The organism is Nonomuraea sp. NPDC051191 (assembly GCF_044455665.1).
In the GTDB taxonomy this organism is placed as follows: Bacteria; Actinomycetota; Actinomycetes; order Streptosporangiales; family Streptosporangiaceae; genus Nonomuraea.
Genome location: NZ_JBITEZ010000002.1, coordinates 278029 through 291672 on the forward strand (window position 1 = coordinate 278029; position 13644 = coordinate 291672).

Annotated in this window: 15 protein-coding genes; 6 read left to right on the top strand and 9 right to left on the bottom strand. The window is 72.3% G+C overall.

Annotated elements, in window-relative coordinates; translation table 11 throughout:
- Nucleotides 1-2: 2 nt before the first annotated feature.
- Genes ACIA8R_RS05940 through ACIA8R_RS05950 form a run of 3 tightly spaced genes read right to left on the bottom strand, consistent with a single transcriptional unit; the run spans nucleotide 3 to nucleotide 3380 of the window.
- Entirely contained in the window at nucleotides 3-812 is an 810-nt protein-coding gene (locus ACIA8R_RS05940) for a carbon-nitrogen hydrolase family protein (RefSeq protein WP_357698259.1), read from the bottom strand.
- Nucleotides 772-1713 carry a DUF418 domain-containing protein gene (locus tag ACIA8R_RS05945; RefSeq protein ID WP_364089779.1) on the bottom strand — a complete coding sequence of 314 codons (942 nt, stop codon included), beginning with the start codon at nucleotides 1711-1713 and terminating at the stop codon, nucleotides 772-774. The genes ACIA8R_RS05940 and ACIA8R_RS05945 overlap by 41 nt, the downstream gene beginning before the upstream one ends.
- The gene (locus tag ACIA8R_RS05950) at nucleotides 1710-3380 is read right to left on the bottom strand and encodes an alpha/beta fold hydrolase (protein ID WP_397036821.1); all 1671 of its coding nucleotides are present in this window, start codon (nucleotides 3378-3380) and stop codon (nucleotides 1710-1712) included. Before ACIA8R_RS05950 ends, ACIA8R_RS05945 begins: the two co-directional genes overlap by 4 nt.
- A 73-nt stretch (nucleotides 3381-3453) precedes the next feature.
- Here ACIA8R_RS05950 and ACIA8R_RS05955 point away from each other — a divergent pair, with 73 nt between their 5' ends.
- A complete protein-coding gene (locus ACIA8R_RS05955) occupies nucleotides 3454-4623 on the top strand; it encodes a pyridoxal phosphate-dependent aminotransferase (RefSeq protein WP_364089773.1) in 1170 nt (389 codons plus the stop codon).
- Between the two features lie 6 nt (nucleotides 4624-4629).
- On the opposite strand, the gene ACIA8R_RS05960 is transcribed toward ACIA8R_RS05955, so the two are convergent.
- Nucleotides 4630-5184, bottom strand: a complete 555-nt coding sequence (locus ACIA8R_RS05960; protein WP_357698267.1) for a helix-turn-helix domain-containing protein — start codon at nucleotides 5182-5184, stop codon at nucleotides 4630-4632.
- 89 nt (nucleotides 5185-5273) lie between these two features.
- On the opposite strand from ACIA8R_RS05960, the gene ACIA8R_RS05965 reads away from it, so the two are divergent.
- Nucleotides 5274-6290: an aldo/keto reductase gene (locus ACIA8R_RS05965; protein ID WP_364089767.1), complete on the top strand. Its 1017-nt coding sequence runs from the start codon at nucleotides 5274-5276 to the stop codon at nucleotides 6288-6290.
- 188 nt (nucleotides 6291-6478) lie between these two features.
- On the opposite strand, the gene ACIA8R_RS05970 is transcribed toward ACIA8R_RS05965, so the two are convergent.
- Complete coding sequence (locus ACIA8R_RS05970; protein WP_357698273.1) at nucleotides 6479-7423, bottom strand: LysR substrate-binding domain-containing protein; 945 nt, start codon at nucleotides 7421-7423, stop codon at nucleotides 6479-6481.
- Between the two features lie 95 nt (nucleotides 7424-7518).
- On the opposite strand from ACIA8R_RS05970, the gene ACIA8R_RS05975 reads away from it, so the two are divergent.
- Together ACIA8R_RS05975 and ACIA8R_RS05980 are read left to right on the top strand one after the other, a co-directional pair.
- A complete protein-coding gene (locus ACIA8R_RS05975) occupies nucleotides 7519-8070 on the top strand; it encodes a peroxiredoxin (RefSeq protein ID WP_397036824.1) in 552 nt (183 codons plus the stop codon).
- On the top strand, nucleotides 8067-8603 hold the full coding sequence (locus ACIA8R_RS05980; protein WP_397036826.1) for a carboxymuconolactone decarboxylase family protein: 537 nt from the start codon (nucleotides 8067-8069) through the stop codon (nucleotides 8601-8603). The genes ACIA8R_RS05975 and ACIA8R_RS05980 overlap by 4 nt, the downstream gene beginning before the upstream one ends.
- 146 nt (nucleotides 8604-8749) lie before the next feature.
- Here the strand turns inward: ACIA8R_RS05980 and ACIA8R_RS05985 are convergent, their stop codons facing one another.
- From ACIA8R_RS05985 to ACIA8R_RS05995, 3 genes are all read right to left on the bottom strand, one after another.
- Complete coding sequence (locus tag ACIA8R_RS05985) at nucleotides 8750-9781, bottom strand: FUSC family protein (RefSeq protein WP_364089759.1); 1032 nt, start codon at nucleotides 9779-9781, stop codon at nucleotides 8750-8752.
- Nucleotides 9782-9869: 88 nt separating this feature from the next.
- Nucleotides 9870-10517 (bottom strand): TMEM175 family protein, encoded by a 648-nt coding sequence (locus tag ACIA8R_RS05990; protein WP_397036828.1) that lies wholly within the window; start codon nucleotides 10515-10517, stop codon nucleotides 9870-9872.
- A 90-nt stretch (nucleotides 10518-10607) separates the two neighbouring features.
- Nucleotides 10608-11276 carry an alpha/beta fold hydrolase gene (locus tag ACIA8R_RS05995; RefSeq protein ID WP_397036830.1) on the bottom strand — a complete coding sequence of 223 codons (669 nt, stop codon included), beginning with the start codon at nucleotides 11274-11276 and terminating at the stop codon, nucleotides 10608-10610.
- 180 nt (nucleotides 11277-11456) lie between these two features.
- Between ACIA8R_RS05995 and ACIA8R_RS06000 the strand changes: the two genes are divergently transcribed.
- Together ACIA8R_RS06000 and ACIA8R_RS06005 are read left to right on the top strand one after the other, a co-directional pair.
- Nucleotides 11457-12548 (top strand): ring-opening amidohydrolase, encoded by a 1092-nt coding sequence (locus tag ACIA8R_RS06000; protein WP_397036832.1) that lies wholly within the window; start codon nucleotides 11457-11459, stop codon nucleotides 12546-12548.
- Nucleotides 12549-12627: 79 nt separating this feature from the next.
- Complete coding sequence (locus ACIA8R_RS06005) at nucleotides 12628-13164, top strand: SseB family protein (RefSeq protein WP_357698286.1); 537 nt, start codon at nucleotides 12628-12630, stop codon at nucleotides 13162-13164.
- A gap of 94 nt (nucleotides 13165-13258) precedes the next feature.
- Here the strand turns inward: ACIA8R_RS06005 and ACIA8R_RS06010 are convergent, their stop codons facing one another.
- Nucleotides 13259-13639, bottom strand: coding sequence for a hypothetical protein (locus ACIA8R_RS06010; protein ID WP_357701341.1), 381 nt, complete (start codon nucleotides 13637-13639; stop codon nucleotides 13259-13261).
- Nucleotides 13640-13644: the final 5 nt, after the last annotated feature.

A 13644-nucleotide genomic window follows, 5' to 3' on the forward strand; every position in this document is an offset into this window, starting at 1 on the left:
CTCTACTTTACGGTCGGTTGACCCTTGAGCACCCGGTGATCCAGACACGGGAGCATGGCCCTGGCGGTGGCCGTCCATTCGGTGTCGAGGCGGACGAGCTGGACCCCCGGGCCGGTGCCGAGGTCGGCCCGTACCACCCCGAGCGGGTCGACCAGCATGCTGCGCCCCACGCCGAACCCGTCCTTCGACTCCTCCGGGTTGGGCGCCTGGCCGACGGCGGCGGTCCACATCGTGTTCTCCAGGGCCCGTGCGCGGACCAGCGTGACCCAATGGTCCTCCTTCAGCGGGCCCGACCCCCAGGCGGCGATCACCGCGAACAGGTCGGCGCCCTTGTCGACCAGCGCCCTGGTCAGCTCGGGGAAGCGGATGTCGTAGCAGGTGACCAGCCCGACGCGCAGCCCGGCCAGCTCGACCACGGTCGGCTCGGCGCCCGGCGCCACCATGTCGGACTCCTTGGAGCCGAAGGAGTCGAACAGGTGGATCTTCCGGTACGCGGCCTTGATCGCGCCGTCCGCGCCGATCGCCACGGCCGTGTTGTGCACCTTGGACCCGGCCGGGCCCTCGCCCGGCTCGAACACCCCGGCGATCACCGCCAGGCCGTGCGTGCGGGCCGCCTCCGACAGCCCCGACACGAACGGCCCGTCCAGCGGCTCGGCCAGCTCGGTGACGCGCCTGCCGTAACGGGTGAGCGTGGCCTCGGGGAAGATCGCCAGGTCGGCCCCCTCGGCGCGGGCGAGCGCCTCCCTGGCCCTCTTGAGGTTGGTGGCGGGGTCAGGAGAGACCGGAATCTGGCAGAGGGCGATTGTGGTCACGGCCCGACTCTAACCGGTTGGGCACCAGTCGAAACCAGGTCAGGCACCGCCAGATCCACTCAAGGGGGCCGTACCGAAATCTGGTGAGCCACCACCCGCTGATCAACGTCTGCGCCACCACGGTCGTCAGCGCCACCGCGAGCACCGGCCAGCGGGTGGCGCCGGTCTTCAGCGGGACCGTGCACAGCGCGATCACCGCCGTGCCCGTGACGTAGTTGGTCAGCGCCATCCGGCCCAGCGGTTCCAGCAGGGCCGACAACCAGGGCCGCAGCGCCAGCAGCAGCCCGCTGGTGTACGCCGCCGCCCCGGCCAGCGCGGCCACGCTGTAGACGGTCCAGTCGCCCGCCCCGGGCACGTCGGCGACGCCCGCCCAGGTGGCCGTCAGCACCAAGGACGTCAGCGCCGAGCCCGCGAACACCGGCGCCAGCAGGCTCCGCGGCGGACGCAGCCGCATCAGCCCCATGCCGACCAGGAACAGGCCCGGGATGAGCGTCGGGCCCGCGCCGTGCCAGGTCGCCCAGACGGTCGCCACGACGCCGAGCGCCAGCACCGGCAGGCCGCCCGGCAGGAACGAGGCGGGCAGCAGCACCACCAGGCCGTAGAGGGCGTAGTCGGTCAGCACCTCGCCCTCGTAGAAGGTGTGCTGGAGCAGGCCGAAGCAGGCCAGCCAGGCCAGCCGGCGGGCCAGCGCCCAGCGGCTCTTCGAGCGGTCGAGGAACAGCACGAAGCTGATCCCGAACAGCAGCGAGAAGATCGGGTAGAAGCGGCTCTGGAACAGGGCCTCGATCGCGCGGTCGATCCCGGTGTACGGCTCGTGGCTCGCGTGCTGCCAGGTGTTGACCAGCATGATGCCGCCCACCGCGAAGCCGCGGAGGGCGTCCAGCTCACGGATGCGCGTCACAGGAACCAGGTGAACCACCATACGAGGAATCCGGCGCCGGCGACCGCCGCCACGATGTGCGGCCACCGCCGATCGTGGAACAGGGCCGCGACGCTCAGCACGGCCGAGGCCACCGCGATCCACGTGTACAGGCCGATCGTGCCCGGGACGCCGACGGCCAGGGCCGTCTCGTTCCTTTCGGCCATGCCGTAGACGGCCTGGCCGGTCAGCCCGGCGAACGCGACGCCGGCCAGCCCCGCGAAGGCGGTCACCGACCGGCCGCGCAGCGCGCCGGCGGCGAGCTGGACGAGCGAGACGAGCGCGAACAGCCCGAAGGGCGCGGCCAGCCAGGGAGCCTTCGAGATCAGGTACGGCGCGCCGGTGACGTGCGTGTCGGCGAGCCGCAGCGTGGGCGGCTGGGCCGGGTCGGGCTCGCAGGGCTTCGGCCATGCGCGGTCGGGGGTCTCGACGAACTCCGCGATGTGCTTCCTGGCGCACGCGCTGGTGAGGAAGACGGCGTGGCTGCCGCGGAACGTCTCGAAACGGGCGCCGGGGATGGCCCTGGCGGCGGCCCCGGCGGTCCGCGCGGGGGTGGTGGGATCCCGGTCGCCGCCGACGACGTAGATGGGGGCCTTGGGGACGGCGTTCACGGGGGTGGACTTGGGGAGCCGCCAAGCATCACACACCGCTTTGTCCACATTTACCGTGAAAAGTCGGGATCTGGTGGTGAAGGTGTTGAACGGCACCTCGTCCTGGCACTGCACCGCGTGGTACAGCCCGAACTCGTGCGACACCAGCCCCTGGCCCACCGCGTCGGCCAGCGGCCGCAGCAGCTCGTCGTGCCCCTCGGCCAGGCCGCCGACCAGCGCGGGCGCGACGGCCGACACGTCCGCCTCGTGCAGCGCCTCGGCGAGCACCGTGGCCACGTCGTCGCCGGACATCGTGGCCGTGAACGGGCGGCCGAGCAGCGGATCGGTGGCCGGCACCCGGGCGGGGGCGCGGTTGAGCCGGGACACCAGCCGGTCGAAGGCGTCGCCCGTGCCGAGCGCGGCCATGGTGTCGCGCAGGTTGCGGTCGGCGTCGTCGTACCAGGCCACGGACTCGGGCAGGAACGAGTCCAGCACGACCGCGCGCACGCCTTCCGGGTCGGCCGCTGCGACGTCCGTCATGACGCGGGTCGAGTAGCTGACGCCGAACAGGTTCCAGGAGGGGTAGCCGAGCGCCTGGCGCAGGGCGACCACGTCGGCGGCGATCTCCTTGGTGTTGTAGCCGCGCAGGTCGATGCCCTGCTCCTGGAGGCGGGCCCGGCAGCGCCGGGCCGCCGCGGCGACGTCGGCGCGCGGCCTGCGCAGCCGTCCGAGCATCGCCTCGGCCGTCTCGGGGCAGCCCAGCACCGGACGCGAGTACTTCCCGCCGCGCTGCTCGATCGTCACCACGTCGCGGTCGGGGAACATCTGGCTCAGGAACCCGGTGAGCTGCAACGACGACGACGCGGGCCCGCCGCCCATGTACACGATCGGGTCGGGCCTGCGGGCGGGGGCCGTCGAGGTGTGGACGGCGTACCCGACCTTGACCGTCCGGCCCGGCGTGTCGCGGCGCTCGGGCACCGCCAGGAAGCCGCAGACGGTGTGCTCCGGCACGGCGACCGGGCAGGGCACGGCCTCGACGGGAGGGGGCGTGTCACGCATGGGAAGGGGAACGCTCAGGGCGAGGGCTAGCACGACCCGGATGATCACGAGACGAGACTAATAGTGTGGGGGCGTGACGGAACCACTTGTTTCCAGGATGCGCGCCTTCGGCACGACAATTTTCGCCGAGATGAGCGCGCTCGCCGTGCAGACCGGGGCCATCAACCTCGGACAGGGCTTTCCCGACACCGACGGCCCGGCCGCCATGCTCGACCGCGCGGTGCAGGCGATCACCTCGGGCGCCAACCAGTACCCGCCGGGGCCGGGGGTGCTGGAGCTCCGGCAGGCGGTCTCGGAGCACCGGATGGCCCACTACCGGCTCGACTACGACCCCGCGGGCGAGGTGCTGGTCACCGTGGGCGCCACGGAGGCCATCGCGGCGAGCGTGCTGGCGCTGTGCGAGCCGGGCGACGAGGTGATCGCCTTCGAGCCGTACTACGACTCCTACGCGGCCTCGATCGCGCTGGCCCAGGCCAGGCTCGCGGCAGTGACGCTGCGGCCGGTGGACGGCCGGTTCACCTTCGACCCCGACGAGCTGCGCGCGGCCGTCACGCCGCGTACCCGGGCGATCCTGGTCAACTCGCCGCACAACCCGACGGGGACCGTCTTCACCAGGGACGAGCTGACCGTCATCGCCGAGCTGTGCCAGGAGCACGGCCTGATCGCGATCACCGACGAGGTCTACGAGCACCTCACCTTCGACGGCGTCGAGCACGTCCCGCTGGCCACGCTGCCCGGCATGCGCGAGCGCACGGTCATGATCTCCTCGGCGGGCAAGACGTTCTCGGTCACCGGCTGGAAGACCGGCTGGGTGTGCGCGCCGCCCGAGCTGGTACGGGCGGTCTCGACGGTCAAGCAGTTCCTCACCTTCACCGCGGGCGCGCCCTGGCAGCTCGCGGTGGCGTACGGGCTGCGCACCGAGCTGGAGTGGGTGGCCGCCCTGCGCGCCGGGCTCCAGGACAAGCGCGACCGGCTGATGGACGGGCTCGCGGCGGCGGGGTTCGAGGTGCTCAGGCCGGCGGGCACGTACTTCGTGCAGACCGACATCCGGCCGCTGGGCTTCACCGACGGCCTGGAGCTGACCCGTCGCCTGCCGGAGCTGGCCGGGGTGGTGGCCATCCCCACGCAGGTCTTCTACGAACACCCCGAACGCGGCAGCCACTTCGTCCGCTTCGCCTTCTGCAAGAAGGACGAGGTCATCGACGAGGCCGTCACCCGGCTCAAGCGCCTGTCCCAGGGGTAGCCGGGCTCAGGCGCCTGACGCAGAAGTGGGCCTGCGCAGGCCGTCGAACATCACGGCCAGGGCTCTGGTCCGCAGGTCGTCGCTCCAGTTGTTGTGCTGCGCCGCCAGGCAGGCGGCGCTGAGCAGGGCGAGCAGCTCCGCCATGCCCACGTCCCCCCGCACCGCCCCGGCCTCCTGCGCGCGCACCAGCAGCGCGCTGATCGCGCCCTTGATGTCGGGCGCGCCCGCCTTGGCGTCGATGCCGGCGCTGGCCAGGGCGTCCACCAGGATCCTCTTGACCGTCGAGTGGGCCACGATGCGGTCGAAGAACTCGAAGAAGGCCGCACCCGCGTCGGCGGCGCCGGCCAGCTCCTCGGCCATCGCGGCCAGCCGCTCCTGCCGGTCGGTCACGATCGCCTGGTACAGGGCCTCCTTGGTGGGGAACTGGCGGTAGATCGTCCCCACGCCCACCCCGGCCAGTGTGGCGATCTCGCGCATCGAGGCGTCGAGCCCGTCGCGGGCCAGCACGACCTCGGCCGCCTCCAGCACGCGGGCACGGTTGCGCCGGGCGTCGGCACGCATGGCTCCTCCTCGCGTTGACATCCGGAACCGTTGTTCCGTATCGTTCCCGGCATCCAAGCGGAACAGTCATTCCGATTCTAGGGGCTTTCGTGGACTTCCAGACCATGGGACGTTCCGGGCTGCGCGTCTCCCGCGCGTGCCTCGGCACCATGAACTTCGGCACCGAGTACGGCCTGGCCGCGGGCGACGAGGCCGAGGCGGGCCGCGTCATCGACGCCTACCTCGACGCGGGCGGCAACTTCATCGACACCGCCGACCTCTACCACCGGGGCGAGACCGAGGAGATCGTCGGCCGGGCGCTGCGCGGCCGGCGCGAGTGGGTCGTGCTGGCCACCAAGGGTGCCATGCCGGTCGGCCCGGAGGGGCGGGGCCTGTCCCGGCGGCACCTCACCCGCGCCCTGGAGGCCAGCCTGCGCCGCCTCGGCACCGACTACATCGACCTCTACCAGTGCCACCAGTGGGACCCTGGCACGCCCATCGAGGAGACGATGGCCACCCTCGACGGCTTCGTGCGCTCGGGCAAGGTGCGCTACCTCGGCTGCTCCAACTTCACCGCCGCCCAGCTCGTCGAGGCGCAGTGGGCCGCCGAACGGGTGGGCGGCACGCCGTTCGTGAGCCTGCAACCGCAGTACTCGCTGATCCAGCGGGTCGTCGAGGCCGAGATCCTGCCCGCCTGCGCCCGGTTCGGCCTCGGCACGGTCGTGTACGGCGCGCTCGGCGGCGGCGTCCTGACCGGCCGCTACCGGCGCGGCGAGATCCCCGACCCGGACAGCCGCATGGGCCGCCTGCTCGGCGCCGCGATGCCCGGCGCGACCCGCTGGGCGCAGTCGCTGCTCAACGACCGCAACCTGGCCGTCGCCGAAGGGCTGGCCGAGGTCGCGTCCGGACTCGGGGCCGACCCCGCCGCGGTCGCCCTGGCCTGGGTCGCGGGCCGTCCGGGCGTCACGTCGGTGCTGCTCGGGCCGCGCTCGGTACGGCAGCTCCAGGAGAACCTGGCCGCCTTCGACCTCGCCCTCCCGCCCGACGCGACCACCCGCCTGGACGACCTCTCCGACCCCACCCCCACCCCCACCGACGGCTCCTTCTTCCACCTCGTCCCCCGCTGACCCCGAACCGGCGTCCGCCACGTCAGCCTCGAACAGGGGCTGCGCATCGCCCGTGTCGCGGTGGGCGGCCTCGTCCAGGTGTGCGACCTCGGGCTCCTGGAGGCCGCGGACCTCGCTGTTCGGGCGTGACGCCCATCCCGACCTGATGACCAAGGCCGCGGCGGAGATCGCCGCGGCGCTGCGTGCGTTCAGGAGGTGAGTTTGACCGGGAGGCGGCGTTGGCGGATGGCGGTGCGGATGGCCTTGGCGAGCTGGGCGTACTCGCTCACGCGGGCCGAGGAGGCGCGGTAGGCCAGGCCGATCGTGCGGCCCGGGGCCGGGGCGGCGAAGCGGCGCAGCGACAGGCGTACCCGCTTGCCGGTCTCCACCGGCACGGCCGACTCCGGCAGCAGCGTCACGCCCAGACCGCCCGCCACGAGTTGCACCAGCGTCGGCAGGCTGGTCGCGTACGTGGTCGCGGTGGCCCGCGCGCCCACTTCGCGGCACACGTCGATGGCCTGTTCGCGCAGGCAGTGGCCCTGGTTGAGGAGGACGATGTCCAGGCCCTTGAGCGCGTCGCGGTCGAGCGGGGCCGGGTCGGCGGCCAGGGGGTGGTCGCGGGGGAGGGCCAGCAGGAACTCCTCGTCGTAGAGCGGCGCCTCCACCAGGCCGCCCACGTCCGTCGGCAGGGCGAGCAGGACCAGGTCGAGCCGCCCCTCGCGGATCTCCTCCACGATCGTGTCCGTCTTGGCCTCGTGGACGGTCAGCTTCAGGTGCGGGAAGCGCTGGGCGAACATCGGCAGCAGCGCGGGCAGCACGTACGGCGCCACGGTGGGGATCACGCCGAGGTGGGCCGGGCCGCTGAACGGCTCGCGGTTCTGGGCGGCCTCGCCCATCAGGTCCTCCACGGCGGCCAGAACCCGCCAGGCGTGCTCGGCCACGCGCTCGCCGGCGGGCGTGAGCAGCACCTTCCGGGTGGTCCGCTCCAGGAGCTGTGTGTCCAATATCTCCTCCAATGAGGCGATATTTCCGGACAGGGTGGGTTGGCTCATCCTCAGTGCCGTCGCCGCCTCCCTGAAGTGGAGATGCTCGGCCACGGCGAGGAAGGAGCGCAGCTGAGCGAGGGTGGGCGTGGGCTCACTGATAGGAATCACCTCTCAGATTGGTTCGACTGCTCGATTTCTCGAATCAATGGTAGGTGCGGCAACGTAGGTGCCCTGACCCGCACTTCCTCCAAAGGAGAAGGAACTTGCTCACCGTCGGTGACCGCTTCCCCGAGTACGAACTCACGGCCTGTGTCGACCTCGACCCCGACAAGGCGTTCGCTGAGATCAACCACAAGACCTACGAGGGCAAGTGGCGCGTGGTGTTCTTCTGGCCGAAGGACTTCACGTTCGTCTGCCCGACCGAGATCGCCGAGTTCGGCCGTTTCAACGGCGAGTTCGCCGACCGTGACGCCCAGGTGCTCGGCGTCTCCGTCGACTCCGAGTTCGTGCACCACGCCTGGCGCAAGAACCACGACGACCTGCGCGACCTGCCCTTCCCGATGCTGAGCGACATCAAGCGCGAGCTGTCGGAGGCCTGCGGCGTGCTCGGCCAGGACGGCGTCGCCCAGCGCGCCACGTTCATCGTCGACCAGAACAACGAGATCCAGTTCTCGATGGTGACCGCCGGTTCCGTGGGCCGCAACGTCAAGGAGGTCCTGCGGGTCCTCGACGCCCTGCAGTCCGACGAGCTGTGCCCGTGCAACTGGAACAAGGGCGAGGCCGGCCTCGACGCCCAGAAGCTGCTGGCCCAGTGAGCGTCGACACCCTGAAGTCGCTCCTGCCCGACTACGCCAAGGACACCAGGCTCAACCTGGGCTCGGTCACGACCACCTCGTCGCTGACCGACCAGCAGCTCTGGGGCGCGGTCCTGGCGTGCGCGCTGGCCACCAGGTCGGCGCGGGTCATCGCCGAGCTCTCGCAGGACGCCGCCGACCACCTGTCGGCCGAGGCGTTCACCGCCGCCAAGGCGGCCGCGTCGATCATGGCGATGAACAACGTCTACTACCGCGCCACCCACCTGATCGGCGACGAGACGTACGCGACGCTGCCGGCCAGGCTCCGGATGTCGGTGATCGGCAACCCGGGCGTGGACAAGACGGACTTCGAGCTGTGGTGCCTGGCGGTCTCCGCGGTCAACGGCTGCGGCCGCTGCCTGGAGTCGCACGAGCAGGTGCTGCGGGGCGCGGGCATGCCGCGTGAGCAGGTTCAGGAGGCGCTGCGGGTGGCCGCGGTGATCAACGCCACCGCCGCGACCCTGGAGGCCGAGGCCGCACTCCTGACGGTCTGACCTCCTCGCGAGACCGTGAAGGCGGGCGCCCGTACGGGCGCCCGCCTTCGACGTGCGGGGGGCCCGACGTGCGAGGCTGGACGCGTGAGGGCGGGCGTGCGGGGCCCGACGTGCGGGGCTGGACGCGTGGGGGCGGGCGTGCGGGGCTAGCCGGCCTGGGGCTCGTCGAGCGGCGTGAGCGCCTGGCTGGCCTCCTCGTGCTCCAGGCCCGTGGCCTGCAACAGGTCCACCGCGATCGAGCGCAGCTGCGCGATGATGACATGTGCGGAGAAGCCCAGCCGCTCGGGCCGTTCCCGGCCGGCCACCGCGAGCAGCGCCTGCCGGGCCAGCAGGGGATCACGCCCGGCGGCCAGCTCCAGTTGCAGCAGCAGCGCCGCCTCCGAGACCTCCCGCATCGCCTCGGCCAGCGCCGTGGGCGGCGGGCTCGCCTCGCCCAGCGCCGCCAGCGTGCGGCGGACCATCACCCGGGCGTTGCGCAGGGCCAGGTCGACGGGCACGGCGGCGGTCTCGTACCGGGCCAGCGCGGCCCGGCGGTGCCAGTGCAGCGGCGAGATCATGGTGATCTCCTTGCTGGTCTCCAGCGCCATCGCGAACTCCTCGACGGCCGCCTGCGTCGTGCGCGCCTCATCCAGCGCCTCGGCGGCCAGGTCGACGTCCCGCTTCTCGATCGCCTCGGCCGCCTGCTCCAGGACGGTCGACAGCGCGTCCAGCACGCCGGACAGATGCTTGGCCGCGATCGTGAACGGGCTGGCGGGCATCAGCGCGACCGCCGCGACGCCGATGACACCCCCGGTGAGGGCGTCGGCCATGCGGTCGAGGCCGCCGGCGTTCTCGCCGGGCAGCAGCGTGGCCACCAGCACGGCCGAGGACCCCGCCTGCGCGACGAACAGCGCCCCTCCGTTGAGCAGCAGCGCGACGGCCATGGCCAGCCCGACGACCAGCGCGAGCTGCCAGGGCCCCGAGCCGATCCACGACACGAGCAGGTCGCCGACGCCGACGCCGAGGCTCACGCCGACCACCAGCTCGGCGACGCGCCGCAGCCGCTGGCCGAGCCCCACGCCGACGCAGATCAGCACGGAGATCGGCGCGAAGAACGGCCGGGCGTGCCCGAGCAGGTCGACGGCGACGATCCAGGCCAGCGCCGCGCCCACCGCGCACTGCACGATCGAGGGCGCCATAAGGCCGAATGTGCCCAGTCGTTCCCTTACGTGATCGCTGAGCCTCGTTCGCACCTTTCCACCTTGGCGGATCTTTGTGACATTGGGGTCACGTTTGCCCCGTGACATCCGGCTGAATCGCGGCCGGCGCGAGCCGCCTGCGGACGAACACGATGACCGCGACCACGACCGGCGTGGCCATCCACACGTACGTGGAGTTCTCGCCGACGCCGAAGGCCAGGACCGCGCTGGCCGCCCACAACACGCCGCACCCCCAGTACACCCAGGCCGAGGTGCCCATGCGCCGCCTGTTCGCGTTGCCGTTGAGCAGCCCCTGCGACAGGGCCAGCGTGAACAGCGCGCCCTGGCAGAACATCAGGATCGCCTCCGTCCCCGCGAACAGCGCCAGCGCGACCCCCTTGGACGCCTGGACGTCGACGTCCGTCGCCGACATCTCGCTCCACAGGTTCATCGTGTACGGCAGGAACGCCGAGAACAGCAGCAGCGGCACGTGCAGCAGCAGGACCGGCTGGGAGACCCGGTGGAGCTGGTCGAAGAGCGTGTGGTGGGCCCGCCAGCTGAACCACAGCATGAGGAAGGCCAGCACGAACGCCACGAAGGAGCCCTGGTGGTGGCCCAGGAAACCGGCGAGGTCACGGAAGTCCTCCTCGGCCGGGCGGGGGATCTCCAGGACGAGCAGCGTGATGGCGATCGCGAACACCGCGTCGCTGAACATCCCGACCCGCTCCGGGGTCATGCCGGGACGGGGAGCCGGTGGGGGGCTGGACACAGCGGGTCTCCGAGAATCGTGGGGGGTGACCAGCATAGAGCTCCGGACGTCCGGGGCTCACCCGTCCAGGAAGGCGTCCACCGCGTCCAGGAAGGCGGCCCGTTCGGTGGCGTGGACGAGGTGCCCGGCCTCGATCGTGACCAGTTCGGCGCCGGGGATCAGGCGGGCCAGCGCGGGGGCGTCGAACGGGCTCTGCCGCCCGCCCGACAGCACCAGCGTGGGCGCCGTGATCCTGCCCAGCTCGGCGGCCAGCGCCGGGTCGGGATCGACGATGTACGGCTCGGTCTGGTGCATCATCCGCCAGTCGAACCCGGTGGAGTCGTCCTCCACGAGAGGCTGCCGCCCCTCGATCGGGTACGGCGGCGTGACGTCCTCCAGCACCAGCCGCTCGACGCGTCCCGGGTGGCGCATGGCCACGTGGTAGGACACCATGCCGCCCAGCGAGTGCCCGACCAGCCGGACGCGGCCGAGGCCCACGTGGTCGAGGAGCGCCACGATGTCCTCGGCCATCGTGCCCACCGCGTACTCGCCGGGCCGGTCGCTGGCCCCGTGGCCGCGCAGGTCGGGGGCGAGGACGTGGTGGCGGGCGGCGAAGTGCTGGGTGATGCCGTTCCAGTCGTTGTGGTTCGCGGTCCTGCCGTGGACGAGGACCAGCGGGGGAGCGGCGGGGTCGCCCTCCTCGCGGTAGACGAGCTTGATGCCGTTGACGTGGGCTTCGCGAATCACATCCGGGAACACTACCTTCGGTGCTTTTGTGAGCTTCGAGGTTCCGCCGAGAGCTTGAGAGGCGAGCGCACCTTGACATCGCGGCGGCCGTTCATGGGCAGACATTGCCCATGAACCTCGCCGGGCCGCTCGGCTAGCGTCGCGACGGTGGGGAAGCCGGTACTGGAGAAGGGGCAACGCATGCCGGACCCGATTGAAGTGCGAAAGGTGCCGATCGAGAGCGTGACCGACGCCTCCGGGCTGTCACGGCTCATCGCGGACGGGGTGATCGAGGCGCGCCGGGTGCTCGCGGTGATCGGCAAGACCGAGGGCAACGGCGGCGTCAACGACTACACGCGCATCCTGGCCGACCGCGCCTTCCGCGAGGTCCTGGCCGAGCACGGCCACCCGTCCCCCGAGAGCGTGCCGCTGGTGTGGTCGGGCGGCACCGACGGCGTCCTCAGCCCGCACGCCACCGTCTTCGCCACCACGGCGGACGCCCCGGCCGGCGACGAGCCGCGCCTGTCGGTGGGCGTGGCGATGAGCGAGGTGATCCTGCCGGAGGACATCGGCCGCCCGGCGATGGTGGAGAAGGTGGCCGCCGGGGTGCGGGAGGCCATGAAGATCGCCGGCATCGACGACCCGCGCGACGTGCACTACGTGCAGACCAAGACGCCGCTGCTCACCCTGGCCACGATCACCGAGGCCAGGAGCCGCGGCCAGGACACCGCCATCGAGGAGACCGGCCCGTCGATGGACCTGTCCAACTCCACCACCGCGCTCGGCATCGCGGTCGCGCTCGGCGAGATCGACATGCCGGCCGCCGACCAGATCCACAAGGACCTGTCGCTGTACTCGTCGGTGGCCTCGTGCTCGTCCGGGGTGGAGCTGGACCGGGCGCAGATCGTGCTGGTGGGGAACGTGCGCGGCATCGGCGGGCGCTACCGCATCGGGCACAGCATCATGAAGGACGCGCTCGACGCCGACGGCATCTGGGACGCCATCAGGGACGCCGGTCTGCCGCTGCCCGACCGCCCCCACCCCTCCGACCTCGGCGGGCGGCTGGTCAACGTGTTCATGAAGTGCGAGGCCGACCCGTCGGGGCGGGTGCGCGGGCGGCGCAACATCATGCTGGACGACTCCGACGTGCACTGGCACCGGCAGATCAAGGCGGCCGTCGGCGGGGTGGCGGCCTCGGTCACCGGCGACCCCGCGGTGTTCGTCTCGGTGGCCGCCGTGCACCAGGGGCCCTCGGGCGGCGGCCCGGTCGCGGCCATCGCCGACCTCGGCTAGCGCCAGGGCATCACGCCCCGCACCGGCAGGACCGCGCCGGGAACCGGAGCGTGGGCAGCCGCGGGTAGTCTCATTCGCTGTGCCGACCATCCCGCAACCACTCGACCCCGACGACGACGGCAGCGCCGCTCCCGCGGTGGCCGCCGCCCTGGCCGCCTACGAGGCGGGCACGTGCGGCCCCGCCGACGTGCTGGCCGCCCTGAGCGGCGCGCGGCTGCTGGTGCCGGTGGTCGCCCTGCTGACCGAGTCCGAGGTCGGCGAGCACGGGCTGCGCCAGGAGAAGGAGAGCGAGATGGCGCTGCCCAAGCTCGTCGGCGCGGACGGCAGGCACGCGGTGCTCGCCTTCACCGGCACCGACGCGCTGACCAGGTGGCGCGAGGACGCCCGGCCCATCCAGACCGGCACGCTCCAGGTCTGCCGGGCGGCCGTGCACGAGGAGGCCGCGGCGGTCGTGGTCGACGTGGCCGGGCCGGTGCAGTTCGTGATCGAGGGCGAGGTGCTGCGGGCGCTGGCCGCGGTCGAGTCCGGCACCGTCGACCAGCTCAGCGGCGTCACCGTCGCCAGGATGGAGCCGGCCCCGCCCCGCCGCCGCTGGTTCTCCCGCAGAAGCGGCTGACACCGCCCTCCACGCGCCCGTCCCCGCGGACGGCCGGACGCGCCGACGCCCCCGGCCGGTGCAGGTCACCGGCCGGGGGCGTCCGCGGACGTCCTCAGGAGACGGTCAGGTAGAACCCGGTGTCGGCCGCCACGCCGTTGGCGAGCTGGCTGTAGACGGCGACCGCCCGGTAGTGGCCGCCGCAGATCGCCGCCCCACGCTGCACCGCCAGCGAACGCGGGTAGGTGGCCCGGCCCGTCGGCGTCACGTGGATCACCACGGCGCCGTCGTAGTCGATGTCCTCGCCGAGGATCACGCAGTAGGTCCCGCGGAACAGGCGCTTGACCTCCTCGACGTTCTTGCTGTCGGCCACCGTGCCGTCCGCCTCGACGACGGCCGAGGCCTGGGCGTACGGGGTGTCCGCGTGCGCCGCCGCCGGAGTCAGGACGGCGGCCGCGGCGAGCGCGGCGACGGCGGCGCGCCGGATGATGTTCATATCGG